The following is a 22983-nucleotide window of genomic DNA, read 5'->3' as shown; positions in this document are numbered from 1 at the left end:
ACCATGACAGTGCACGGTGCGTTTCAGTTTTGCACCAACAGTAATGACTGTTAGCGCGCTGCCTTGTTTTGGTGCATCAGGCGCTGAGGGACTCGTCCTCACGCACGCTGGCGGCCAGCTCTTCACCGGCCAGCTGCAGCTGATACATCTGCCAGTAGCGCCCTTTTGCTTCGAGCAGCTCCCGGTGCGTACCGCGTTCGACGGCCTGACCGCGATGCAGCACCAGGATGGTGTCTGCGTCGACAATCGTTGAAAGACGGTGTGCGATAACCACCAGCGTCGTGTGGTCACGCACCGCGGCCAGCGCCAGCTGGATAGCCTGCTCAGTACCAGAGTCGATGCTGGCGGTCGCTTCGTCGAGTATCAGCACCTGCGGCGTTTCAATCAGCACCCGCGCCAGGGCCAGAAGCTGCTTTTGTCCCACCGAGAGGTTATTCCCCTGCTCACCAAGCCGGGTATTGATCCCATCGCTAAAGCCGCACGCCAGCTCTGCCAGCTGCACGGTTTCCAGCACATCCCACACCTGTTGCTGGGTATAATCCCGCCCCAGGGTGACGTTGGCGTAAAAGGTATCGGCCATGACTACTGGGTCTTGCTGCACCATTGCAACGCCTTTGCGCAACACATTGTGGCTCAGTGATGCGAGCGGACGACCATCAATGCGGATTTCACCCTGACTGACCGGGTAATAGCCCATCAACAGGCTGGCGAGGGTACTTTTGCCGCTACCGGTGTGCCCCACCAGCGCCACAAAGCCGCGCGACGGCACATCAAGAGAGATGTCCTGCAACACCAGACGGTCTTCACGGTAAGCAAACGAGACCTTATCAAACGTAATCTCTCCGCTTTGCAAAGGACGCTCATCATCGCCGTAGGTCTGACGTGGCCGGTCCATCAGTTCGAACACGCGCTCCCCCGCCACCACGGCCTGTTGCAACATAGATTGCTGGGTGGTGAGTTCTATCAACGGTTCATTAAGACGTCCCAGATAGCTGATAAAAGCGTACAGAACCCCAACTTCAATTGTTCCGTTCGCGCTCATCCCGAAAAGCATCAGCAGGCCACAGAGAACCAGCGCCGAGAAGAGGCTCAGCAGCGGACGCAGCAGGAAACCGTCCAGTCGCAGCGTCTGCATACGCGCCATATAGTGCGACCGGCTCGCTTCCCCCATGCGTTCACCAAAGCGAGCCTGTTGGCGGAACTGCTGAATGACGCTCATGCCGTTGATCACTTCGTTGAAGCCATCGTTGATATCAGCCAGATAGGCGCGCACCCGACGCACAATCGGCGTGCTGTAGCGTTGATAGATGACCATTACAATCAATACGGCCGGGAAGATGGTGATCGCCACCAGAGCCATACGCCAGTTGAGGCTAAACATCGCCACCAGCATGGCGCCAATCAGCGCCGCGCTGCGCAGCACGGTTGCCACGACGGTGACATACAGATCGCGGATCACCTCGGTATCGTTGGTCACCCGGGATATCACCTGCCCAACCGGCTGGGTATCAAACTCGCTCAACGGCTGGCGCAGCGCCGCATCCATCACATCCGTACGTAACTTCTGCACCACGCCCACGGCCGCCCGGTTAAAGAGCAGAGACTGGGCGTAATGCAGTGACGCCGCAGTCAGCTGTAGCCCAACGTAGGCCACACCTAACCCCGCGACGAGCCCCAGCGGCAAATAGCTTTTCGCCACCATATTGTCGATAAAGTAGCTGATGAGCAGCGGACCGCTCACTTCTGCAATCGCGGCAATCCACAGCAACAGCACGGCAAGTGAAAGCGGTTTTCGCCACGGAGAACCATAGGCCAGCAGGCGTTTTAGCGTCGGCCACTGCGTCACGGTCTTACGCATTAGCGTTCTCCTCATCCTGTTCCGGGGCGTCGTCTAGCGCCGCTTCAAGCTGCTGATAACGATACATATCGCGATACCAGCCCGGTTGCTCCGCAAGCGGTTCATGCTGTCCGCGCTGGGCAATGTGCCCGTGCTGTAATACCAGAATTTCATTGGCTTCCGTCAGCGCCGACAACCGGTGTGCACTGATGATCACCGTCCTTCCATCCCCCCACTGTCGCAGGTTATGCAGGATCTGGTGCTCGGTGCGGCCATCGACGGCGGAGAGCGCATCATCAAGGATCAGGATTTCGGCATTCAGCAGCAGCGCGCGGGCAATCGAGAGACGCTGTTTTTGCCCGCCGGAAAGCATAACGCCACGCTCACCCACTTCCGTTTCATAGCCCTGTGGCAGACGCAGAATATCGTCATGGACGCTGGCCAGGCGCGCGACGTGCTCAATCTCTTCCTGAGTCGCCGCCGGGCGTCCGAGGGCAATGTTATTCGCCACGGTGTCAGAAAAGAGAAACGGCGTCTGGCTGACCACCGCCAGACGACCGCGCCAGTCATCGAGCAGCAGGTTCGTCAACGGAATATCATGGAAGCGAATATCGCCCTGCGTGACGTCAAAGTGACGTTGAATCAGGGAGAGTACGGTACTTTTCCCGGCGCCTGTCGGACCGCAGATACCGAGCATCTGACCCGGTTTGAGCGTAAAGCTGACGTTCTCCAGTACCGTATGTTCCGTTTGCGGATACACAAACTTACGGACGTCGACATTCATCACGCCGCGCCCTTCCGGTACCGATTCGCTACCGTCATTCACCACTGGCGCTTCGGCAAGCATCGCGCGAATACGGCTGTAGGCGGCGCTGCCGCGCTCTACGATGTTAAACATCCAGGCCAGTGCCAGCATCGGCCATATCATCAGCCCCAGGTACATGGCAAAGCTGGTCAATTGCCCGAGGGTTAGCGAGCCCTGCACCACCATCCAGCTCCCGCCACCAATGGCCAGCAGGTTTGCCATGCCAATCGCGACATAGATTGTCGGGTCAAACCGCGCATCGATACGCGCAACGCGCATGTTCTTCGCCCCCGTGTCGGCGGCATCGGCTGCAAACAGCGCGGATTGTCGATCTTCCAGGCCAAACGCTTTGATCATGCGGATGCTGGTCATGCTCTCCTGCGTACGGTCATTCAGCGAGGAAAATGCCGCCTGCGCCAGCTTGAAGCGCTCATGAAGCTGTTCGCCATAGCGGTTGATCGCCAGCGCCATCAGCGGCATAGGCAGCAACGCCAGCAGCGTGAGCTGCCAGCTTATCTGGGTGGACATCACAATCAGAACCGCACAGCCCATCACCAGGGAGTCCACCAGCGTTAACACCCCTTCCCCGGCGGCAAACACGACGCGGTCAACGTCATTGGTGGCGCGAGCGATAAGATCCCCGGTGCGATGACGCAGGTAGAACTCGGGATGCTGGCGGCTCAGCTGGCGATAAAAATCTTCACGCAGTTCGACGGCCAGCTGATAGGACGCGCCAAACAGCAGTACCCGCCAGACGTAGCGCAGCAGATAGACAATGATGGCTGTCAGCACCAGCGTGCCGACCCACATCAACACCCGTGCGGTGGTGTAATGCTGTTCTGTAACGCCATCCACCACGTATCCCACCACTTTCGGTGGAATTAACTGCAGGATGGCAATGATAATAAGCAGGGCCACAGCGCCGAGGTAGCGTTGCCACTCCCGACGAAAGTACCAGCTTAATTGGGCAAATAATCGCACGCGGTTTGTTCCTGAAGGTATGGATCCGGCTACGCCGGGAAGTTATTCAATTAATCAATGGGTAGTGCTGTGGTGTATTTAATCTGTTCCATGGCGAAGCTCGAGGTGACGTCCGACAAGCCCGGTACGCTGTTCACCAGCCGCTTGTAAAAATCATCATAACGCTTCATGTCTGCCACCTGGACGCGCATCAGATAGTCATACTCTCCCGCCATGCGCCAGAAACCGAGCACCTCCGGCATCTCGGAGACCTGTGTTACGAAGCGGCTGTACCACTCGCTGCTGTGATGTTGGGTTTTTATCAGGACAAATGCCGTCAACCCAAGCCCCAGTTTTTCGGGATCTAAAAGCGCGACTCGCCCCAGAAGGATGCCGTCATCTTCAAGCTTCTTGAGGCGCTTCCAGCACGGCGTGGTGGTCAGATTAACGGCATCTGCCAGTGCCTGCAAAGAGAGGGTACAGTCACTTTGCAGTAAAGAAAGCAGCTTACGGTCTATTTTATCTAGCATACCCACCTCACAGAGAAAAATTTTCTCCCTTCATTCTATTTTAAAGGCCATATAGCAACAATTTTTTCTGTGCTTTTCGCTATGCTGGGCACAAAATGACAAACGGATAAATACGATGAATAGCGCCTGGGTTAAACATGCCATCAGCGAAATCAATGCCGACTATCAGCGCTCGGCGGACACCCATCTCATTCGCCTGGCTCTGCCGGGTTTTGCTGGCATCCAGCTGTACCTGAAAGATGAAAGCACCCATCCCACCGGTAGCCTGAAGCATCGCCTGGCGCGTTCGCTCTTTTTATACGGTTTGTGTAACGGCTGGATTAAGGAGGGAACCACGATTATTGAATCCTCCTCCGGTTCAACCGCCGTATCCGAAGCCTACTTTGCCCGCCTGCTGGGCCTGCCGTTTATCGCCGTGATGCCCTCCTGCACCGCGAAACGAAAAATTGAGCAGATCGAATTTTACGGTGGACGCTGCCACTTTGTGGAAAGCGCCTGCGAAATTTACGCCGCGTCTGAAATGCTGGCCCGTGGGCTGAATGGCCACTATATGGACCAGTTCACCTTTGCCGAGCGAGCGACAGACTGGCGCGGCAATAACAACATCGCCGACAGTATTTTCCGCCAGATGACCCACGAACCTCACCCTGTTCCGTCGTACATCGTGATGAGCGCCGGTACTGGCGGCACCTCAGCCACCCTGGGGCGTTACATCCGCTGTCAGGGCTACGATACGCAGCTGATGGTGGTGGATCCGCAGAACTCGGTGTTCCTGGACTACTGGCAAAGCCGCAATGCGGATCTGCGCAGCCCGGTGGGCAGTAAGATTGAAGGTATTGGCCGCCCGCGCGTGGAGCCTTCATTCATTCCGGACGTGGTGGATGAAATGCTCCGCGTGCCGGATGCCGCCAGCGTGGCAACCGCGCACTGGCTGGAGACACAGATTGGCCGTAAAGTCGGTGCTTCTACCGGCACCAACATGTGGGGAGCCCTGCAGCTTGCGGCTCGCATGCGTGAAGAAGGGCGCACCGGCTCTATCGTCACCCTGCTCTGCGACAGCGGCGAGCGCTATCTTGAGACCTATTACAATGCGCAGTGGATTCAGGCAAACATCGGCGATATTGAGCCGTGGAAAGCGCAGATTACGCAGCTGGTGAAATAAAAAAAAGCCAGACCGGGGTCTGGCTTGCTGGAAGGGTCTCACTATTCGGGGGAATATGGGAGGTTGTTGTTGTCCAGCCAATGCGTCAAAAAATGAGACACTGCTTCGTTACCGCAGTGCCCGATAACCGGTAGATGGGGAAGCTCTGCCTTCAACTGCGGCATCGCATTTCCCATGATCAGACCGCGACCAACGCTGCCCAGCATTTCGCGGTCGTTCATGGCGTCGCCAAACGCCATACATTCCTGCATCGTTAAGCCCAGGTGATCGCTCAGTACCGCCAGCGCCGATCCTTTATTACACCCAACCGGCAAAACCTCGAGACAGTCCACCGCTGAAAAGGTCAGGTGCGCCCGGTCGCCTAACGCGTCATTCAGCTGAATGCGTAAGCGACAAAGATCGTCATGATCGCCGCAGAAACAGATCTTCGTCACCGCGTGAGCCGGAATACGGCGCAGATCGATAAGCTGATAGCGGAAACCACTGTAGACATGGGCGTGCAGCAATGCCGGAATGTCATGCCCGGTAAACCAGCCGTTATCGTTAAAGACATGAACGCTGGCCCGGGTGTCCCAGGTGCTGTGCAGGACGATATCTGCCACTTCCGGGTTGAGATCCTGACGGTGGAGAACATCGCCTTCGACAGAGTGAATGCGTGTCCCGTTGCCGGTAATAAGAAAAGCATCCAGGGAAAATGCCCCCAGCAAATGGCGCATCTCCAGCACATGACGGCCAGTGGCAAACGTCAGGGTGACATCACGTTCGTGCAAGCGCTTCAGGGTACTCAGGGTTTTCTCACCCAGACGGTGATCCGGCATTAACAACGTACCGTCCATATCAAACGCAGCGAGACGAGCCATGATTACTCCTGAAATGTGATGCGGTTAACTTGTGCATCAGTATTGCGTGAGATATACGGAAGTAATAGTGAATAGATGATAATTATTGTTCAGGGTTTCTCATGCGCCAGCTTAACCGACTCAACCAGTACCACCGTTTGTGGCAGCCTTCCGCTGGCGCGACGCAGCAGGCCACCATCAGCGAGCTGGCCGCCCGCTGTTTTTGCAGCGAACGGCATGTCCGTACGTTACTGCGTCAGGCGCAGGAGGCGGGCTGGCTTAGCTGGCGAGCGCAGTCTGGCCGCGGTAAGCGTGGGGAGCTGACTTTCCACGTCACCCCGGAGTCACTGCGCAATGCGATGATGGAAGAGGCGCTGAAGCGTGGGCAGCAGCATAACGCGCTTGAGCTGGCCCAGCTGGCACCGGAGGAGCTGCGGTCACTGCTTCATCCGTTTTTAGGCGGCCAGTGGCAAAACGATACGCCGACGCTGCGCATTCCCTATTACCGCTCGCTGGATCCACTGCATCCCGGCTTTTTACCCGGTCGGGCGGAACAGCATCTGGCAGGACAGGTTTTTTCCGGGCTGACGCGTTTTCACGGTAACAGCAGCGAACCGACGGGCGATCTTGCCCATCACTGGGATGTTTCGGAGGACGGACTGCGCTGGCATTTTTATATTCGCTCCACGCTTCACTGGCATAACGGTGATAAAGTCGAAACGGTCCAGTTACAGGAGAGTCTGAATGCGATGTTGACGCTCCCGGCCATGCACAGGCTTTTTCAGAGCGTGCTGCGCATTGAAGTTACCCATCCGCAGTGTCTGACGTTTATTTTACACAAGCCCGACTACTGGCTGGCGCATCGACTGGCAACCTATTGCAGCCGTGTGGCGCACCCGGCACAACCGATGACAGGCAGCGGACCTTTCAGGCTCACCGCGTATAAGCCGGACCTGGTTCGTCTGGAAAGCCATGAGCAGTATCACCTTAGCCACCCGCTACTGAAGGCCATCGAGTTCTGGATCACCCCTCAGCTATTTGATCAGGGGCTTGGAACCAGCTGCCGGCATCCGGTACAAATCGCCATCGGAGAGCCTGACGAACTGACCCGTTTGCGGCTGGTGAGTAACAGCATCAGCCTGGGGTTTTGCTACCTCACACTGAAGCGCAGCCCGCGTCTTAGCGAAATGCAGGCAAGACGCCTTATCAACATCATTCACCTCTCAACGCTTCTGCATACTCTTCCTCTGGATGAGGGGCTTATCACCCCAACGCAGGAGTTGCTGCCGGGCTGGCGTATTCCTGAGTGGCCGGATCTCACGGATGTCCCTTTGCCTGAGACGCTGACCCTGATTTACCATCTGCCCGTCGAGTTACATACCATGGCGAGTCAGCTAAAAGCGTATCTTTCCCGCCAGGGCTGCGCGTTAACGGTCATCTTTCACGATGCCAAAACGTGGGACGGATGTCAGCATCTTGCCGACGCGGACCTCATGATGGGAGACAGGCTGATTGGCGAAGCACCGGAATACACCCTTGAGCAGTGGCTTCGCTGCGATGCGCTATGGCCGCACCTGCTGAGCGCGCCGCAATATGCCCATCTGCAGGCGACGCTGGATGCCGTTCAGACTCAGGCTGACGAGCATGCCCGGCATCGCGGGCTGAAAGCTATTTTCACCCAAATCATGGAGAGCGCAGTGCTGACGCCGTTGTTTAACTATCAGTACCAAATCAGCGCGCCCCCGGGAGTCAATGGCATACGGCTTAACACCCGCGGCTGGTTCGATTTCACCGAAGCCTGGCTCCCGGCCCCCAAATCGTGAAGAAGCTGGTCGTCGCCGTAGTCAGACGGTAACATGATGTTTTTACCGTAACTGTCGAGATGATTTATGAAACGTGCCGTCGTCGTGTTCAGCGGAGGACAAGATTCCACTACCTGCCTGGTTCAGGCGCTTCATCAGTACGATGAAGTTCACTGTGTCACTTTCGATTATGGTCAGCGACATCGCGCTGAAATCGACGTCGCCCGTGAACTGGCGCTGAAACTGGGCGCGCGCGCGCATAAGGTGCTGGACGTTACGCTGTTAAATGAACTGGCCGTCAGTAGCCTCACCCGCGACAGTATTCCCGTTCCTGACTATGAACCTGATGCCAGCGGCATTCCGAACACCTTTGTGCCAGGCCGCAACATTCTCTTCCTGACGCTGACGGCGATCTACGCCTACCAGGTGAAAGCCGAAGCGGTGATCACGGGCGTGTGTGAAACCGACTTCTCCGGGTACCCTGACTGCCGTGACGAGTTCGTGAAGGCTCTCAACCACGCCGTGAATCTGGGGATGGCAAAAGAGACGCGCTTTGAAACGCCACTGATGTGGCTTGATAAAGCGGAAACCTGGGCACTGGCAGACTACTGGGGCAAACTGGACATGGTTCGCAGCGAAACCCTTACCTGCTACAACGGCATAAAAGGTGATGGTTGTGGCCAGTGTGCGGCCTGTAATCTGCGCGCAAACGGACTGAATCACTATCTGGCCGATAAAGCGGGCGTGATGTCGGCGATGAAGAAAAAAACCGGGCTCAAATAAGCCTCTTTGACCGTGCTGGCGAACAGAATATCGACAGCACGGGTCATGAACACAACGAGTCTAGACGATCATCAACTGCAGTTTTTCCCGCAACTCCCCTTCCAGCGGCAACGCTTTCTGGGTTTTCAGATCGATACAGACAAAGGTGATCAGCGCGTCGGCAACGGCCTGGCCTTCAGGATCCAGCGTCACCGCCTGGGTTAACACGCCGCTCTTGCCGTTTAACTGTTGAAGCTGGCTGGTGATGGTCAACACATCTCCCAGCACGGCCGGGCGACGGTAGTTGATATTGATGTTGACGACCACGAACGCGATGTTGTGCGCGGTCATCCACTGAAAGCTTTCGCTGCTTTCCAGACCGTCCCAGCGCGCTTCTTCAAGAAACTCAAGATAACGGGCGTTGTTGACGTGCTGGTAAACATCGATGTGGTAGCCGCGTACTTTGATTTTTGTCTGCATAGCGCAATAGCCTTTACTGTTGTTATAGGATAAGAGGTCATGACTGGTATGACCTCTTTATCCTGGCAAAATTTTGCCGCCGTGCAAGTAATTATGTGATTACAACGTCAGGTGTGAGAGGTTGCGCTCAACCAGCGCTCCGCCCATACCGGGCACTTGCTTAAGATCGTCAACCGTTTTGAAAGGACCGTACTCTTCGCGATAGCTGACTATCGCCTGCGCTTTTTTTAGCCCTACGCCATTCATCACCCGGGCGAGATCCTCTGCCGATGCCGAATTGATACTGACTCGCGTACCGTCATCATCCGCGCTTTTTCCGGCATCCGTGGCTTTCGTCTGGCCAGCTGCGGGTGCCGCTGCGTCAGACCTGGTTTGCACCGCCGGTGTTTTCGCCGCAGGTGTCGTCGCCAGCGCACCTGCGCTCATCCCGGTGGTGGCAATCGCCAGAGTAATGAACAGAGCCTTGATTCCACATTTCATGCTGTTATCTCCTTGTTTGTTGACAGCCAGGCCACAATATCCAGCGTTATAACCCGGCACAAACGGCAGATTGCATAAATGGAAAAGGCCGCGAAAGCGGCCTTTAGTTATTGCAGAGCGTTACGAAAATATGCGAGCAAATACGTAATTATTGCTGCTGAGTCATCACGTCACCGAGCTTGATTTTGGCTTCTGTGCGCAGGTTGCTCATCATCGCTTCGAAAGCGATCTGGGCATTGTTCTGGGTAATACCCTGCACCATCGCTTTCTTCTGCTCTTCAGGCATCGTGCCTGCTTTCACGTCGTCCAGTGCGAGCAGAACGACGTTACCCTGCATATCGGTAGTGGTACCGAAGCTTGGTTTGTCCTTCGCAGGCAGGCTCAGACCGAACGCTGCCTGACTGACAGGATCCTGACCGGTACGGCTCAGCGTTTTTGGCTCACCGAAGCTCAGACCTGCCGCTTTCAGCGCATCCTGTTTACCCGCTTTCAGGTCAACCAGAATCTTCTCAGCATCCAGTTTTGCCTGCTGTTCCGCTTTGTTGTGCTTAACCTGAGCAACCACCTGATCTTTCACTTCTGCCAGCGGTTTAATCGCTTCTGGTTTGTGCTCGCTGACGCGAAGAACAAACGCACGATCGCCGTCGACGGTAATGATGTCAGAGTTGCTGCCCGGCGTGCCGTTCTCGCCAACCAGACCACCGTTGAAGATGGCATCAGCAACCGGTTTGAAATTCAGCTCTTCCGGGAGGTTGTTACGACCGAACCAGCCGGTCTCAACCGCTTTCACCCCTGCAGCCTGCTCAGCACCCGCCAGAGATTCGTTGTCGTTGCTGGCAGCATCACTGACTTTCTGTTGCAGCGCGTAGTAAGCATCCAGCGCTTTTTCCTGCTTCACTTTCGCTGCGATATCATCGCGAACGTCAGCCAGCGGCTTGGTTTTCGCGGCCTCGATGTCATCCAGACGCGCCACCAGGAAACCAACGGAAGATTTAATGACACCGGAAAGCTGGCCTTTGTCTTTCAGACCGGCATTTTTCAGTTCGTCAGGTGTGGTGCTCTCTTCCAGCCAGCCCATATCACCACCGTTTTTAGCAGAGATAATATCGGTGGATTTTGCTTTCGCGAGGGAGGCGAAATCAGCGCCCTTATTCAGCTCATCCAGCACGGCTTTGGCGTCTGCCTCAGTTTTGGTCTGGATCACGCTGTAGCGGTTACGCTGCGGCTGAGTGAACTGATCCTGATGCTGATCGTAATAAGACTGAATTTCCGCGTCAGAGGCTGTTTCCTGCAGCGCGGCAGCATCCAGCTTGATGTAGCTCACACGGAACTGTTCTGGAGCAACGAAGTTATTCTTGTTCTGCTCGTAATAGGCGTTAATGTCCGCGTCGCTAACCTGCTGCTTCGCCGCCAGAGCATTCACATCGATGGTCGCTTCACGTACCACGCGCTGCTGTGCAACCAGGGCTGCCAGCTCTTCCGTCTCACCTTTGAGCATGAAATCAGTGCCAACGACGGCATTGATGAGCTGTTGGGTTGTCAGTTGATTACGCAGAGCCTGAGCGTATTGATCGGCAGTCATGCCCATCTGATTAATGATGCCGTTGTAACGCGCATTGTCGAATTTGCCGTTAGACTGGAAAGCCTGAGTCGATAAGATGGCTTTTTTAACCTGCTCATCGCTGATGCCCAGGCCCAGTTTTTTCGCGTATTGATCCAGCAGCGCTTCGTCGATCAGACGGTTCAGGGTCTGTTGGCGCAGGGATTTCATATACCCTTCGTTTGCCGCGAGTTCAGAGAATTGGTCGCCCAGCTGTTGCTGCATACGGTTACGTTCACCGGCAAAAGCATTCTCGAACTGACCGCGGCTGATCTCCTGGCCATTCACTTTTGCGGCATAGTTCGCGCCACCGCCGATAAGGTAACTGCTCACGCCGGTCAATATGAACGACACGATAATGATACCGAAAATAATCTTGAGCACGAGACTGTTAGCAGCCGTGCGTAAGCTGTCCATCATGGTGTAACAACACTCCGCTGTAGGTGACTGGTTACCTGACGCTAACGGAAAATCCTGCCCGTCGCGCGTAAAGGCGTATTGTGACAAGAAAACGGTGCGATTGTCAGCCCACAACTCGCATAAACTCGCACAAATCAGGCCTGGACAAACAAAAAAGGCACATCAAATGATGCGCCCTTGTACTATTCGGCTTCCCTCAGATGGGAAAGCAATCAGTTTACTGCGTCTTTCAGCGCTTTACCTGCACGGAAACCCGGCACTTTAGCGGCAGCAATGGTGATCTCTTTACCGGTCTGAGGGTTGCGGCCAGTACGGGCAGCACGCTCTTTAACAGCAAAAGTACCGAAGCCTACCAGTGCAACGTCGTCCCCAGCCTGCAGAGATTCAGTAACAGAAGCAATTAATGCATCTAACGCACGTCCAGCTGCAGCTTTAGAAATATCAGCACCAGCAGCAATTTTGTCAATCAGTTGAGATTTATTCACTGTTCTCTTCCTCTCTTTATAATTTATATCGCGCCTGAATCCTTCACAACGCGACCGCGCAGCAGTTATATCAGGCCTGCCATGACCTTACAACACCCGTTGTTGATGGCTGGCCTAATCAGCAATCTAAATTAGCTATACAAAAAAAGGCTGGCAAGTGCGAAATGACTTACCAGCCTTACTTTTATTGACGCTCTTTGCGCGAGGTCACTATTTTGCGGTTACAACCTGCATTCCGGAAGGTTCATTCTGCAGGGCGAGAGTCAGAACTTCCTCAATTCGCTTCACAGGATGAATCTGCAGATCGGCAATCACGTTGTCCGGAATCTCTTCCAGATCGCGTTTATTTTCGTAAGGGATCAATACGGTTTTGATCCCACCACGGTGTGCCGCCAGCAGTTTTTCTTTTAACCCACCGATTGGCAGCACCTGGCCACGCAACGTGATCTCACCGGTCATTGCCACATCGGCACGCACCGGGTTGCCGGTAAGGCAGGATACCAGTGCGGTACACATGGCGATACCTGCGCTTGGGCCATCTTTCGGCGTTGCCCCTTCAGGCACGTGCACGTGGATATCGCGTTTCTCGTAGAAATCAGGGTTGATGCCCAATTTCTCCGCACGCGCGCGTACCACGGTCAGCGCGGCCTGAATCGACTCCTGCATCACTTCACCCAGAGAGCCGGTGTAGGTCAGCTTGCCTTTACCCGGGACACAGGCGGTTTCAATGGTCAGCAGATCGCCACCCACTTCCGTCCATGCCAGACCGGTAACCTGGCCCACGCGGTTTTCATTGTCCGCGCGACCATAGTCAAAGCGCTGAACGCCCAGATAGGCATGCAGGTTGTCGCCATTGATCACGATGTGTTTGAGGCTCTTATCCAGCAGCAGCTGTTTAACCGCCTTACGGCACAGTTTAGAGATTTCGCGCTCAAGGCTACGCACGCCCGCTTCACGGGTGTAGTAGCGGATGATGCCAATAATCGCGCTGTCCTCAACGGTCAGCTCGTTGGCTTTCAGCGCGTTACGCTCAATCTGCTTCGGCAGCAGGTGCCGTTTCGCAATGTTCAGTTTTTCGTCTTCGGTATAACCGGAGAGACGAATCACTTCCATACGGTCCAGCAGCGGCGCCGGAATGTTCATGGAGTTCGAGGTCGCGACAAACATGACATCGCTCAGGTCGTAATCCACTTCGAGGTAGTGATCGCTGAACGCCACGTTCTGTTCTGGATCAAGAACTTCCAGCAAAGCAGACGCCGGATCGCCACGCATGTCCGAAGACATTTTGTCGATCTCATCGAGCAGGAACAGCGGGTTTTTAACGCCCACTTTCGCCATCTTCTGGATCAGTTTACCCGGCATAGAACCGATGTAGGTACGACGGTGACCGCGGATCTCCGCTTCATCGCGTACGCCACCCAGCGCCATACGGATATACTTACGTCCGGTCGCTTTGGCGATGGACTGACCCAGAGAGGTTTTCCCTACCCCCGGTGGTCCCACCAGGCACAGAATCGGGCCTTTGATTTTGTTCACACGGCTCTGGACTGCGAGGTACTCAAGAATGCGGTCTTTCACGCGCTCAAGACCGTAGTGGTCGGTATCCAGGATCTCCTGCGCCTGACGCAGGTCTTTTTTGACCTTGCTGCGGGCATTCCAGGGAACCTGAACCATCCATTCGATATAGCCACGCACGACGGTCGCTTCAGCCGACATTGGAGACATCATTTTCAGCTTCTGCAGTTCTGCTTCGGCTTTCTCTTTGGCCTCTTTCGGCATTTTCGCCGCGTCGATCTTACGCTTCAGCGCTTCGTTTTCGTCCGGCGCGTCATCCATCTCGCCGAGCTCTTTCTGAATGGCTTTCATTTGCTCATTCAGATAGTACTCACGCTGAGATTTCTCCATCTGCTTTTTAACGCGGTTACGAATACGCTTCTCAACCTGCAGCAGATCGATTTCAGACTCCATCATCGCCATCAGATATTCCAGACGTTCGTTAACGTCGGACATCTCCAGAACGGACTGTTTGTCAGCCAGCTTCAGCGGCATGTGTGCAGCGATGGTGTCCGCCAGACGCGCAGGATCGTCGATGCTGTTCAGCGACGTCAGCACTTCTGGTGGGATTTTCTTGTTCAGCTTGATATAGCCTTCGAACTGGCTAATCGCGGTGCGCACCAGCACTTCCTGCTCGCGCTCATCCAGCTGAGGTGATTCAAGGTACTCTGCCTTGGCAGAGAAATGCTCGCCATCGTCAGACAGGGTGGTAATACGCGCACGCTGCAAGCCTTCTACCAGCACCTTAACGGTGCCGTCAGGCAGCTTCAGCATCTGCAAAATAGAGGCCACGGTCCCGACGGTGAAAAGATCGTTTACACCCGGCTCATCCGTTGATGCTTCTTTCTGCGCCACCAGCATGATTTTTTTATCATGATCCATGGCGGCTTCGAGGCAACGGATAGATTTTTCCCGCCCTACAAATAAGGGTATGACCATGTGCGGATAAACCACCACATCGCGCAACGGCAATACGGGGATTTCAATGCGTTCAGAACGCTCAGGATTCATAGAGCTCTCTCTTAGTTTAGTGTCCGCCAGGTAAACTGGTCATGTCACTGTGCTTCACATAACCATTAACATGTATCCAGTATATGGGGATGTTTCCCACACATTCAACGCCGCGTATACGGAAAAATAAAAGGGGAGATAAAATCCCCCCTTTTTGATTAACTGCTTGTATGATTTGGTGAATTATTCGCCAGATGCCTGTTGCGCTTCCGGCTTGCCATAAATCAGCAATGGCTTGGTCTGGCCGCTAATGACCGACTCATCAATCACCACTTTCTCAACATCTTCCATCGACGGCAGATCGTACATGGTGTCAAGCAGCGCCGCTTCCACGATAGAACGCAGGCCACGCGCACCGGTTTTACGGATCATCGCTTTCTTGGCAATCGCGTCCAGCGCTTCGTCACGGAATTCCAGCTCAACGCCTTCCAGATTGAACAGCGCCTGATACTGCTTGGTCAGCGCATTTTTCGGCTCTTTCAGGATCTGGATCAGCGCGTCTTCACTCAGTTCGTTCAGCGTTGCCACAACAGGCAGACGGCCAATAAACTCAGGAATCAGACCAAACTTGATCAAGTCTTCTGGCTCAACCTGTGACAGCAACTCGCCTTCGTTCGGCTTTTCGGACGAGGCTTTCACCGTCGCGCCAAAACCAATGCCGGAGCCGGTTTCAACACGGTGAGAGATCACTTTATCCAGACCGGCAAACGCACCACCACAGATGAACAGGATCTTGGACGTATCAACCTGCAGGAACTCCTGCTGAGGATGTTTACGGCCACCCTGCGGTGGAACGGCTGCAACCGTACCTTCGATCAGCTTCAGCAGCGCCTGCTGCACGCCCTCACCCGATACGTCACGGGTGATGGACGGGTTGTCAGATTTACGGGAGATCTTGTCGATCTCATCGATGTAAACAATCCCGCGCTGCGCTTTCTGTACATCGTAATCGCATTTCTGCAGCAGTTTCTGGATGATGTTTTCTACGTCCTCACCCACATAACCGGCTTCGGTCAGGGTGGTGGCATCGGCCATTGTGAACGGAACATCCAGCAGACGCGCCAGCGTTTCAGCCAGCAGCGTTTTACCGGAACCGGTTGGGCCGATCAGCAGAATATTACTTTTACCCAGTTCTACGCCATTGCTGGTATCACCGTTACGCAGGCGTTTGTAGTGGTTGTATACCGCCACGGCGAGCACTTTTTTCGCCTGCTCCTGACCGATGACATAGTCGTCAAGATGATGACGAATTTCATGCGGCGTTGGCAGCGCGCTGCGCTCGCGGTGAGGTGCTACTTCTTTAATCTCTTCGCGAATAATGTCGTTACATAAGTCAACACATTCGTCGCAGATATACACGGACGGCCCGGCAATCAGTTTACGCACTTCATGCTGGCTTTTGCCGCAAAAAGAGCAGTACAGCAGTTTGCCCGAACCATCTTTGCGTTTATCTGTCATGAGTCCAAACCTCTTTTTAAGTTCTTTGTGCCGCACATGACGACGCAAATGCCATTTTCAGACGCAAGCTGCTTTTAGCAACATGCCGCCCTACCTGAGTATAGCGGCACACTCGCGTCACGGGCATCAATTACGATGGGTCAAAACGGAGTCGACTAAGCCGTACTCAACAGCCTCAGAGGCAGAGAGGAAACGATCGCGCTCGGTATCGCGCTCGATCTGCTCAAGAGATTGACCCGTATGCTGCGCCATAAGTTCATTCATGCGCGCTTTTACTTTCAGAATTTCGCGGGCGTGGATTTCAATATCCGTCGCCTGCCCCTGATAACCCCCCAGCGGCTGGTGAATCATCACGCGGGAATTTGGCAGGCAGAAACGCTTACCTTTAGCCCCTGCGGTTAACAGGAACGCACCCATAGATGCAGCCTGACCCATACAGATAGTGCTGACATCTGGCTTGATGAATTGCATGGTGTCATAAATGGACATACCTGCCGTGATCACGCCGCCCGGGGAGTTAATGTACAGGTAAATGTCTTTTTCCGGGTTTTCCGCTTCCAGAAACAGCATCTGCGCCACGATCAGGTTAGCCATGTGGTCTTCCACCTGGCCGGTCAAAAAGATAACGCGCTCCTTGAGCAGACGGGAATAGATATCAAAAGAACGCTCACCACGTGAGGTCTGTTCAATAACCATTGGCACCAGAGCCATATGGGGTGCAAAGTTATCTCGTTCGCCACTGTATGACATTTCCGTCTCCTGGATCAAAATTGAAAACACCTGCTGTACTGATTGTAACCTTACGGACGGATTATCAGCCAGTCTCAATCATCGTGATTACACACTTATGGGGTTCATACTGCCCTATTTCAAGCATAACAACCTTTTGTTGTTACGCTAACACTGAAAGGGCGTTTTAGCACTCTTCCTGGGGTAAAGCCGTGATAAAAAAAACCCGTCGCCGGAAGGCAACGGGTTTTTTGTTCAAACTTTAAACCCTGGGGGCGAAATTACGCCTGCTGGTTCATCAGTTCGTTGAAAGAGGTCGCTTTTTCGGTCACTTTCGCTTTCGCCAGTACCGCTTCAACAGCCTGTTCTTCCAAGGCAACATTGCGCATGTTGTCCATCAGCTCTTTGTTCTTACCGTAGAACTCGATCACTTCTGATGGATCTTCGTATGCAGAAGCCATCTCTTCGATCAGGCCTTTCACACGCTCTTCGTCAGCTTTCAGCTCGTGGGTACGAATCACTTCGCCCAGCAGCAGGCCAACAACAACGCGGCGTTTAGCTTGCTCTTCGAACAGCTCGCGTGGCAGTTCCATCGCTTGCTGCTGGTTGCCACCGAAACGCTGTGCAGCCTGACGGCGCAGAACGTCGATTTCGCTGTCAATCAGGGCAGCCGGAACGTCGATTTCGTTCGCTTTTACCAGACCGTCAATCGCCTGAGATTTCACACGGTTACGTACAGCGCCGTTCAGCTCACGTTCCATGTTTTTACGCACTTCGGTACGCAGACCGGCTACAGAACCATCTTCCACACCGAAACGTTTGATGAATTCTTCAGTCAGTTCAGGCAGTTCGCGCTCTTCAACTTTCTTCAGGTTGATAACGAACTTCGCTGCTTTACCTTTCAGGTTTTCAGCGTGGTACTCTTCCGGGAAGGTCACGTCGATGGTGAACTCTTCGCCCGCTTTGTGACCTTTGATACCGTCTTCGAAGCCTGGGATCATACGACCCTGGCCCATTGCCAGTACGAAGTCAGACGCTTTGCCGCCTTCGAACTCTTCGCCGTCTACAGAACCGGTGAAGTCGATAGTCACACGGTCTTCCGCGTCAACAGCACCTTCTTTCTCTTTCCAGTTCGCCTGCTGCTTACGCAGAGTGTCCAGCATGCCGTCAACGTCTTCGTCAGTCACGGAAACAACAGGTTTTTCAACTTCGATAGATTCCAGACCTTTCAGCTCAACTTCCGGGTACACTTCGAACTCTACGGAGTAGGTGAAGTCTTCGCCCTGTTTGTATTCGCCTGGAACGTAATTCGGCGCACCGGCCGGATTAATTTTTTCTTTGATGATCGCATCAATAAAGTTGCGGCTCATCAGTTCACCCAGCACATCCTGACGCACGGAAGCGCCATAACGCTGAGCAACAACATTCATCGGTACTTTGCCCTTACGGAAGCCGTCAATACGTACTTTTTTTGCTACGTTGACCAGCTCGCTTTTCACAGCAGTTTCGATGCTGTCAGCAGCGATAGTAATCGTTACACGGCGGCCAAGGCCTTGAGTGGTTTCAACTGAAACTTGCATCTTGTTACCTCAAAAAAAACACAGTGCTCGGTCAACTCTGAATCTGTCTGTTATACCGGGATGCTCTCTTAGTGCAGATTCACATTCCCTGTCGCCAGAATCATCCCGAAGACATTCATTAAGACGCGGCATTATAGCGGCATCACTTAGGTGAGTCGAGAACGGTTGGGGCATGTTGCTGCGGCTTTTTTCACACTTTAAGGCTATTTTTAGCCTTAAAAACGCACCATCCGCTCAAAACTCAGACAAAACAAAACGGCCCGAAGGCCGTTTTGAGGAAATCTGTATGCAACATACTGGAAAAGCTCCAGCCGTTGCAAATCCGATTTATCAGGCGATGGTGCCTGCGCCGCGACACGGCGGCGATGCAAATACCGTATCCTGCAAGCCTTCCCATTCCTTAATGGTATAGGTGTGCAATGCCAGCGCATGTACGGTTGTGGAGAGTTCTTCCGTCAAGGTGCTGTAGATCAAGCGATGTCGGTTCAGGAAACGTTCTCCCGTGAAGCGATCGCTGACCAGAACCACTTTAAAGTGGCTTTCAGAACCTGCCGGCACGTTATGACGATAGCTTTCGTCGACGACTTCGAGGAACACAGGGTTGAACGCTGCCCTTAATTTATCTTCTATCTGTTCACGTATCATCATGAAATCACTCCTCCGACAACGCCAGGATGTCACCCATCCCTTTAAATATTAGCCGCTTTTACCGTTTCCATTACAACAAGACAACAAATATTTAGCTTTCGTCTTATTTTCTCATTCAGACGAATGAAGTTCACTGTGAGACTCATACCTTTTGACCTTCGCGCGTGGAGAAAAAGGCGGGGCTGGTCAGTTTTCGGACAAGGCGATGAATTTACATGCGTTGACCACTTCCCCTGGCCGTTAGCGATGTTATGATGGCGGCAATTTTTCTCTGTAATGCTTACGATTCGTTGAGAACCTGAAAATGTTAAAAAAACTCTTCTTTCCGTTGGTAGCACTTTTTATGCTGGCAGGCTGCGCTACCCCGCCTACAACCATTGATGTCTCCCCTAAGATTACCCTGCCTCAGCAGGATCCTAGCCTGATGGGCGTAACCGTGAGCATTAACGGTGCCGATCAGCGTCAGGATCAAGCCCTGGCTAAAGTGACCCGCGACAACCAGCAGGTGACGTTGACCGCCTCACGCGACCTGCGCTTCCTGCTGCAGGAAGTGCTCGAGAAACAGATGACTTCCCGCGGCTATATGATTGGCCCAAGCGGTGCGGTTGATCTGCAGATCATCGTGAACAACCTGTACGCTGACGTGTCCCAGGGTAACGTTCGCTACAACATCTCCACCAAAGCGGATATCGCCATCATCGCAACCGCGAAGAACGGCAACAAGATGACCAAAAACTACCGTGCGAGCTACTCTGTTGAAGGCGCGTTCCAGGCGTCCAACAAAAATATTGCTAACGCGGTTAACAGCGTGCTGACTGACACCATTTCCGATATGGCGCAGGACACCAGCATCCACGACTTCATCAAGCAAAACGCGCGTTAATCCCGCTTCCTGACCCGGTGTTTCACCGGGTCAGCTTTATATGAACATGTCGAGTCATTACTTACGCATTTTCCAGCAACCTAAATCAGCCATCCTGCTGATCCTTGGTTTCGCCTCCGGTTTACCTCTCGCCCTCACCTCCGGCACGCTGCAGGCCTGGATGACCGTCGAGAATATCGATCTCAAAACCATTGGTTTCTTCTCCCTCGTCGGCCAGGCTTACGTCTTTAAGTTCCTGTGGTCGCCGGTGATGGACCGTTATACCCCGCCGTTCCTGGGCCGTCGTCGCGGCTGGTTAGTGATGACCCAGGTCCTGTTGCTGATCGCAATCGCGGCGATGGGCTTTCTTGAACCCACGACGCAGCTTCGTTGGATGGCCGCCCTTGCGGTGGTAATCGCCTTCTGTTCTGCCTCGCAGGATATCGTTTTTGATGCCTGGAAGACGGACGTGTTGCCTGCAGAAGAGCGGGGAGCCGGCGCAGCCATTAGCGTGCTGGGCTATCGTCTGGGGATGCTGGTATCCGGTGGTCTGGCGCTGTGGGTGGCCGACCGTTATCTCGGCTGGCAGGGCATGTACTGGCTGATGGCCGCCCTGTTGATCCCCTGTATTATTGCCACCCTGCTCGCCCCCGAACCGAGCGATGTGATCCCGGTTCCACGTTCTCTGGAGCAGGCCGTTGCCGAACCTCTTCGCGACTTCTTTGGCCGCAACAACGCCTGGCTTATCCTGCTGTTAATCGTCCTTTATAAGCTCGGCGATGCCTTCGCGATGAGCCTGACCACCACCTTCTTAATTCGCGGGGTCGGGTTTGATGCCGGCGAAGTCGGCGTGGTGAACAAAACGCTCGGGTTGTTTGCGACTATTGTCGGGGCCCTGTACGGCGGCGTATTAATGCAGCGTCTGACGCTCTTTCGCGCACTGCTGATCTTCGGCATCCTGCAGGGGGCATCGAACGCCGGTTACTGGCTGCTGTCGGTGACGGATAAGCATATGATCAGCATGGGCGCCGCGGTGTTTTTTGAAAACCTGTGCGGCGGTATGGGGACAGCGGCGTTTGTTGCCCTGCTGATGACCCTGTGCAACAAATCGTTTTCCGCGACGCAGTTCGCTCTGCTCTCGGCGCTTTCCGCCGTTGGTCGCGTGTATGTCGGGCCGATTGCCGGCTGGTTTGTTGAAGCCCATGGCTGGCCAACGTTCTACCTCTTCTCCGTGGTAGCGGCAGTGCCTGGACTCTTATTGCTACTGGTCTGTCGCCAGACGCTGGAATATACCCAGCGAACAGAACACTTTATGCCACGCACGGAATATCATCGCGCTTACCGTTTTGCGTTACGACTGTTAATGGCGGGTTGCTTTGCCCTGGTGCTGTGGCTCGTGGTGCTCATTATTAATGCCACCACCTCTCAGGTACTGCCTCTCGAAGCGCTTCTGCTGGATGCCGGCGCGCTGCTGGCGGTTGCCGGGATCCTGACTGGTGGGCTGCTCGATTTCATGGCGCTGCGTAAAACGCAGTTAACCTGAAGTAAAATCCGAAAGGTTATTTCCCGTTGTAATCACGAACCGAAATTATAACGGTGAAATAGCCGCCAGCCGCTAAAAAAAATATTTGTTGTTTTGTGCGGGATAGGATTCGGAAATTATTGGAGTCAATTGCAGAACGCTATTTTTCATTAAACGATTCAGCATCAGAGAGTTTGATTTTTCGTTTTTTAGTTGTCTTTTTATTGATAATTAATTGTTAATTTTTTGTTTATTTTTCACAATGGTTATACCAATTGCCCCTTTTAGGGTATGCTTGGGGGTCCTTTCGTTATAAAGCCCATGCCATGCGGCTTACGTCTTAAAAAGCGACATAATTTGCAACACTTGTGACATGTGCGGCAGAACCCGGTAACACCTTCCTGACACAGGTCTAATGATGTTTACAGTAATGTAACCTTCCCGTAAAATGCCCCCACACTTTAAACGCCACCAGACTCCCGTGGAATTGAGGTCGTTAAATGAGACTCAGGAAATACAATAAAAGTTTGGGATGGTTGTCATTATTCGCAGGCACTGTATTACTCAGTGGCTGCGATTCTGCACTACTTGACCCCAAAGGACAGATTGGACTGGAACAACGTTCACTGATATTGACGGCTTTTGGCCTGATGTTGATTGTGGTTATTCCAGCCATTTTGATGGCTGTTGGTTTCGCCTGGAAGTATCGTGCGAGCAATAAAGATGCGAAGTATAGCCCTAACTGGTCACACTCCAATAAAGTGGAAGCTGTGGTCTGGACGGTACCTATCCTGATCATCCTGTTCCTTGCCGTACTGACATGGAAAACCACTCACGCACTTGAGCCAAGCAAGCCGCTGGTTCACGATGAAAAACCGATTACCATTGAAGTGGTCTCCATGGACTGGAAATGGTTCTTCATCTATCCGGAACAGGGCATTGCCACCGTGAATGAAATCGCCTTCCCGGCGAACACTCCGGTTCAGTTCAAAGTGACCTCCAACTCCGTAATGAACTCCTTCTTCATCCCACGTCTGGGTAGCCAGATTTACGCGATGGCCGGTATGCAGACTAACCTGCACCTGATCGCGAATGAAGCAGGCACCTACGATGGTATCTCCGCCAGCTATAGCGGCCCGGGCTTCTCAGGTATGAAGTTCAAAGCTATCGCGACGCCAGACCGTGCCGCTTTCGACCAGTGGGTTGAAAAAGCGAAGCAGTCTCCAAACACCATGTCTGACATGGCGGCGTTCGAAAAAGTGGCAGCACCTAGCGAATATAACAAGGTGGAGTACTTCTCTAACGTGAAACCAGATTTGTTCAAAGACGTTATTGGCAAATTTATGGATCACGGCAAGAGCATGGACATGACCCAGCCTGAAGGTGAGCATAGCGCACACGAAGGTATGGAAGGCATGGACATGAGCCACGCGGAAACCGCTCACTAAGGGGCCGAG

The 22983-nt window shown here is 53.8% G+C and carries 19 protein-coding genes; 6 read left to right on the top strand and 13 right to left on the bottom strand.

Annotated elements, in window-relative coordinates; genetic code table 11:
- Positions 1 to 76 precede the first annotated feature (76 nt).
- Genes ACMGG3_RS00845 through ACMGG3_RS00835 form a run of 3 tightly spaced genes read right to left on the bottom strand, consistent with a single transcriptional unit; the run spans position 77 to position 4132 of the window.
- Positions 77 to 1858 carry a SmdB family multidrug efflux ABC transporter permease/ATP-binding protein gene (locus tag ACMGG3_RS00845; protein WP_414149498.1) on the bottom strand — a complete coding sequence of 594 codons (1782 nt, stop codon included), beginning with the start codon at positions 1856 to 1858 and terminating at the stop codon, positions 77 to 79.
- Positions 1851 to 3623, bottom strand: a complete 1773-nt coding sequence (locus ACMGG3_RS00840; RefSeq protein ID WP_032677523.1) for a SmdA family multidrug ABC transporter permease/ATP-binding protein — start codon at positions 3621 to 3623, stop codon at positions 1851 to 1853. Before ACMGG3_RS00840 ends, ACMGG3_RS00845 begins: the two co-directional genes overlap by 8 nt.
- 50 nt (positions 3624 to 3673) lie before the next feature.
- Entirely contained in the window at positions 3674 to 4132 is a 459-nt protein-coding gene (locus ACMGG3_RS00835) for an Lrp/AsnC family transcriptional regulator (RefSeq protein ID WP_020885204.1), read from the bottom strand.
- A 115-nt stretch (positions 4133 to 4247) separates the two neighbouring features.
- Here ACMGG3_RS00835 and ACMGG3_RS00830 point away from each other — a divergent pair, with 115 nt between their 5' ends.
- Positions 4248 to 5294: a PLP-dependent cysteine synthase family protein gene (locus tag ACMGG3_RS00830; RefSeq protein ID WP_414149497.1), complete on the top strand. Its 1047-nt coding sequence runs from the start codon at positions 4248 to 4250 to the stop codon at positions 5292 to 5294.
- Between the two features lie 41 nt (positions 5295 to 5335).
- Here the strand turns inward: ACMGG3_RS00830 and cof are convergent, their stop codons facing one another.
- Complete coding sequence (gene cof / locus ACMGG3_RS00825; RefSeq protein WP_014168878.1) at positions 5336 to 6154, bottom strand: HMP-PP phosphatase; 819 nt, start codon at positions 6152 to 6154, stop codon at positions 5336 to 5338.
- Positions 6155 to 6255: 101 nt separating this feature from the next.
- Here cof and ACMGG3_RS00820 point away from each other — a divergent pair, with 101 nt between their 5' ends.
- A complete protein-coding gene (locus ACMGG3_RS00820; protein ID WP_063925415.1) occupies positions 6256 to 7956 on the top strand; it encodes an SgrR family transcriptional regulator in 1701 nt (566 codons plus the stop codon).
- Positions 7957 to 8022: 66 nt separating this feature from the next.
- Complete coding sequence (gene queC, locus ACMGG3_RS00815; protein ID WP_014168876.1) at positions 8023 to 8718, top strand: 7-cyano-7-deazaguanine synthase QueC; 696 nt, start codon at positions 8023 to 8025, stop codon at positions 8716 to 8718.
- A gap of 60 nt (positions 8719 to 8778) precedes the next feature.
- Here queC and ACMGG3_RS00810 read toward each other — a convergent pair whose 3' ends face one another.
- The 9 genes from ACMGG3_RS00810 to bolA all read right to left on the bottom strand — a co-directional run bounded on the left by ACMGG3_RS00810 (position 8779) and on the right by bolA (position 19142).
- Positions 8779 to 9177: a YbgC/FadM family acyl-CoA thioesterase gene (locus tag ACMGG3_RS00810; RefSeq protein ID WP_014168875.1), complete on the bottom strand. Its 399-nt coding sequence runs from the start codon at positions 9175 to 9177 to the stop codon at positions 8779 to 8781.
- A 99-nt stretch (positions 9178 to 9276) separates the two neighbouring features.
- Positions 9277 to 9657, bottom strand: coding sequence for a helix-hairpin-helix domain-containing protein (locus tag ACMGG3_RS00805; RefSeq protein ID WP_040016787.1), 381 nt, complete (start codon positions 9655 to 9657; stop codon positions 9277 to 9279).
- A gap of 148 nt (positions 9658 to 9805) precedes the next feature.
- Positions 9806 to 11677 (bottom strand): peptidylprolyl isomerase, encoded by a 1872-nt coding sequence (gene ppiD, locus ACMGG3_RS00800; RefSeq protein ID WP_025204855.1) that lies wholly within the window; start codon positions 11675 to 11677, stop codon positions 9806 to 9808.
- A 212-nt stretch (positions 11678 to 11889) separates the two neighbouring features.
- The gene (gene hupB, locus ACMGG3_RS00795) at positions 11890 to 12162 is read right to left on the bottom strand and encodes a nucleoid-associated protein HU-beta (protein WP_002444653.1); all 273 of its coding nucleotides are present in this window, start codon (positions 12160 to 12162) and stop codon (positions 11890 to 11892) included.
- A 210-nt stretch (positions 12163 to 12372) separates the two neighbouring features.
- Positions 12373 to 14727 (bottom strand): endopeptidase La, encoded by a 2355-nt coding sequence (gene lon / locus ACMGG3_RS00790; RefSeq protein WP_014168872.1) that lies wholly within the window; start codon positions 14725 to 14727, stop codon positions 12373 to 12375.
- A 183-nt stretch (positions 14728 to 14910) separates the two neighbouring features.
- The gene (clpX, locus tag ACMGG3_RS00785) at positions 14911 to 16185 is read right to left on the bottom strand and encodes an ATP-dependent protease ATP-binding subunit ClpX (RefSeq protein ID WP_020885209.1); all 1275 of its coding nucleotides are present in this window, start codon (positions 16183 to 16185) and stop codon (positions 14911 to 14913) included.
- 126 nt (positions 16186 to 16311) lie between these two features.
- Entirely contained in the window at positions 16312 to 16935 is a 624-nt protein-coding gene (gene clpP, locus ACMGG3_RS00780; RefSeq protein WP_020885210.1) for an ATP-dependent Clp endopeptidase proteolytic subunit ClpP, read from the bottom strand.
- A gap of 260 nt (positions 16936 to 17195) precedes the next feature.
- Positions 17196 to 18494, bottom strand: a complete 1299-nt coding sequence (tig, locus tag ACMGG3_RS00775) for a trigger factor (protein ID WP_014168868.1) — start codon at positions 18492 to 18494, stop codon at positions 17196 to 17198.
- A gap of 330 nt (positions 18495 to 18824) precedes the next feature.
- Positions 18825 to 19142, bottom strand: a complete 318-nt coding sequence (gene bolA, locus ACMGG3_RS00770; protein WP_013095855.1) for a transcriptional regulator BolA — start codon at positions 19140 to 19142, stop codon at positions 18825 to 18827.
- 304 nt (positions 19143 to 19446) lie between these two features.
- On the opposite strand from bolA, the gene ACMGG3_RS00765 reads away from it, so the two are divergent.
- The 3 genes from ACMGG3_RS00765 to cyoA all read left to right on the top strand — a co-directional run bounded on the left by ACMGG3_RS00765 (position 19447) and on the right by cyoA (position 22974).
- A complete protein-coding gene (locus tag ACMGG3_RS00765; protein WP_014168866.1) occupies positions 19447 to 20025 on the top strand; it encodes a lipoprotein in 579 nt (192 codons plus the stop codon).
- A gap of 46 nt (positions 20026 to 20071) precedes the next feature.
- Positions 20072 to 21547 (top strand): muropeptide MFS transporter AmpG, encoded by a 1476-nt coding sequence (ampG, locus tag ACMGG3_RS00760; RefSeq protein ID WP_068795189.1) that lies wholly within the window; start codon positions 20072 to 20074, stop codon positions 21545 to 21547.
- A gap of 479 nt (positions 21548 to 22026) precedes the next feature.
- Positions 22027 to 22974, top strand: coding sequence for a cytochrome o ubiquinol oxidase subunit II (gene cyoA / locus ACMGG3_RS00755; RefSeq protein WP_008503322.1), 948 nt, complete (start codon positions 22027 to 22029; stop codon positions 22972 to 22974).
- Positions 22975 to 22983 lie beyond the last annotated feature (9 nt).

The organism is Enterobacter sp. BNK-18, assembly GCF_047456135.1.
In the GTDB taxonomy this organism is placed as follows: domain Bacteria; phylum Pseudomonadota; class Gammaproteobacteria; order Enterobacterales; family Enterobacteriaceae; genus Enterobacter; species Enterobacter ludwigii.
This window is presented reverse-complemented; position numbering and strand designations above follow the sequence as displayed.

Bases quoted from the DNA above. Each gene is read 5' to 3' on its own strand.
- ACMGG3_RS00845 (WP_414149498.1), bottom strand. From the start codon at position 1,858: ATGCGTAAGACCGTGACGCAGTGGCCGACGCTAAAACGCCTGCTGGCC.
- ACMGG3_RS00835 (WP_020885204.1), bottom strand. From the start codon at position 4,132: ATGCTAGATAAAATAGACCGTAAGCTGCTTTCTTTACTGCAAAGTGAC.
- ACMGG3_RS00830 (WP_414149497.1), top strand. From the start codon at position 4,248: ATGAATAGCGCCTGGGTTAAACATGCCATCAGCGAAATCAATGCCGAC.
- cof (WP_014168878.1), bottom strand. From the start codon at position 6,154: ATGGCTCGTCTCGCTGCGTTTGATATGGACGGTACGTTGTTAATGCCG.
- ACMGG3_RS00820 (WP_063925415.1), top strand. From the start codon at position 6,256: ATGCGCCAGCTTAACCGACTCAACCAGTACCACCGTTTGTGGCAGCCT.
- queC (WP_014168876.1), top strand. From the start codon at position 8,023: ATGAAACGTGCCGTCGTCGTGTTCAGCGGAGGACAAGATTCCACTACC.
- ACMGG3_RS00810 (WP_014168875.1), bottom strand. From the start codon at position 9,177: ATGCAGACAAAAATCAAAGTACGCGGCTACCACATCGATGTTTACCAG.
- ACMGG3_RS00805 (WP_040016787.1), bottom strand. From the start codon at position 9,657: ATGAAATGTGGAATCAAGGCTCTGTTCATTACTCTGGCGATTGCCACC.
- ppiD (WP_025204855.1), bottom strand. From the start codon at position 11,677: ATGATGGACAGCTTACGCACGGCTGCTAACAGTCTCGTGCTCAAGATT.
- lon (WP_014168872.1), bottom strand. From the start codon at position 14,727: ATGAATCCTGAGCGTTCTGAACGCATTGAAATCCCCGTATTGCCGTTG.
- clpX (WP_020885209.1), bottom strand. From the start codon at position 16,185: ATGACAGATAAACGCAAAGATGGTTCGGGCAAACTGCTGTACTGCTCT.
- clpP (WP_020885210.1), bottom strand. From the start codon at position 16,935: ATGTCATACAGTGGCGAACGAGATAACTTTGCACCCCATATGGCTCTG.
- tig (WP_014168868.1), bottom strand. From the start codon at position 18,494: ATGCAAGTTTCAGTTGAAACCACTCAAGGCCTTGGCCGCCGTGTAACG.
- bolA (WP_013095855.1), bottom strand. From the start codon at position 19,142: ATGATGATACGTGAACAGATAGAAGATAAATTAAGGGCAGCGTTCAAC.
- ACMGG3_RS00765 (WP_014168866.1), top strand. From the start codon at position 19,447: ATGTTAAAAAAACTCTTCTTTCCGTTGGTAGCACTTTTTATGCTGGCA.
- ampG (WP_068795189.1), top strand. From the start codon at position 20,072: ATGTCGAGTCATTACTTACGCATTTTCCAGCAACCTAAATCAGCCATC.
- cyoA (WP_008503322.1), top strand. From the start codon at position 22,027: ATGAGACTCAGGAAATACAATAAAAGTTTGGGATGGTTGTCATTATTC.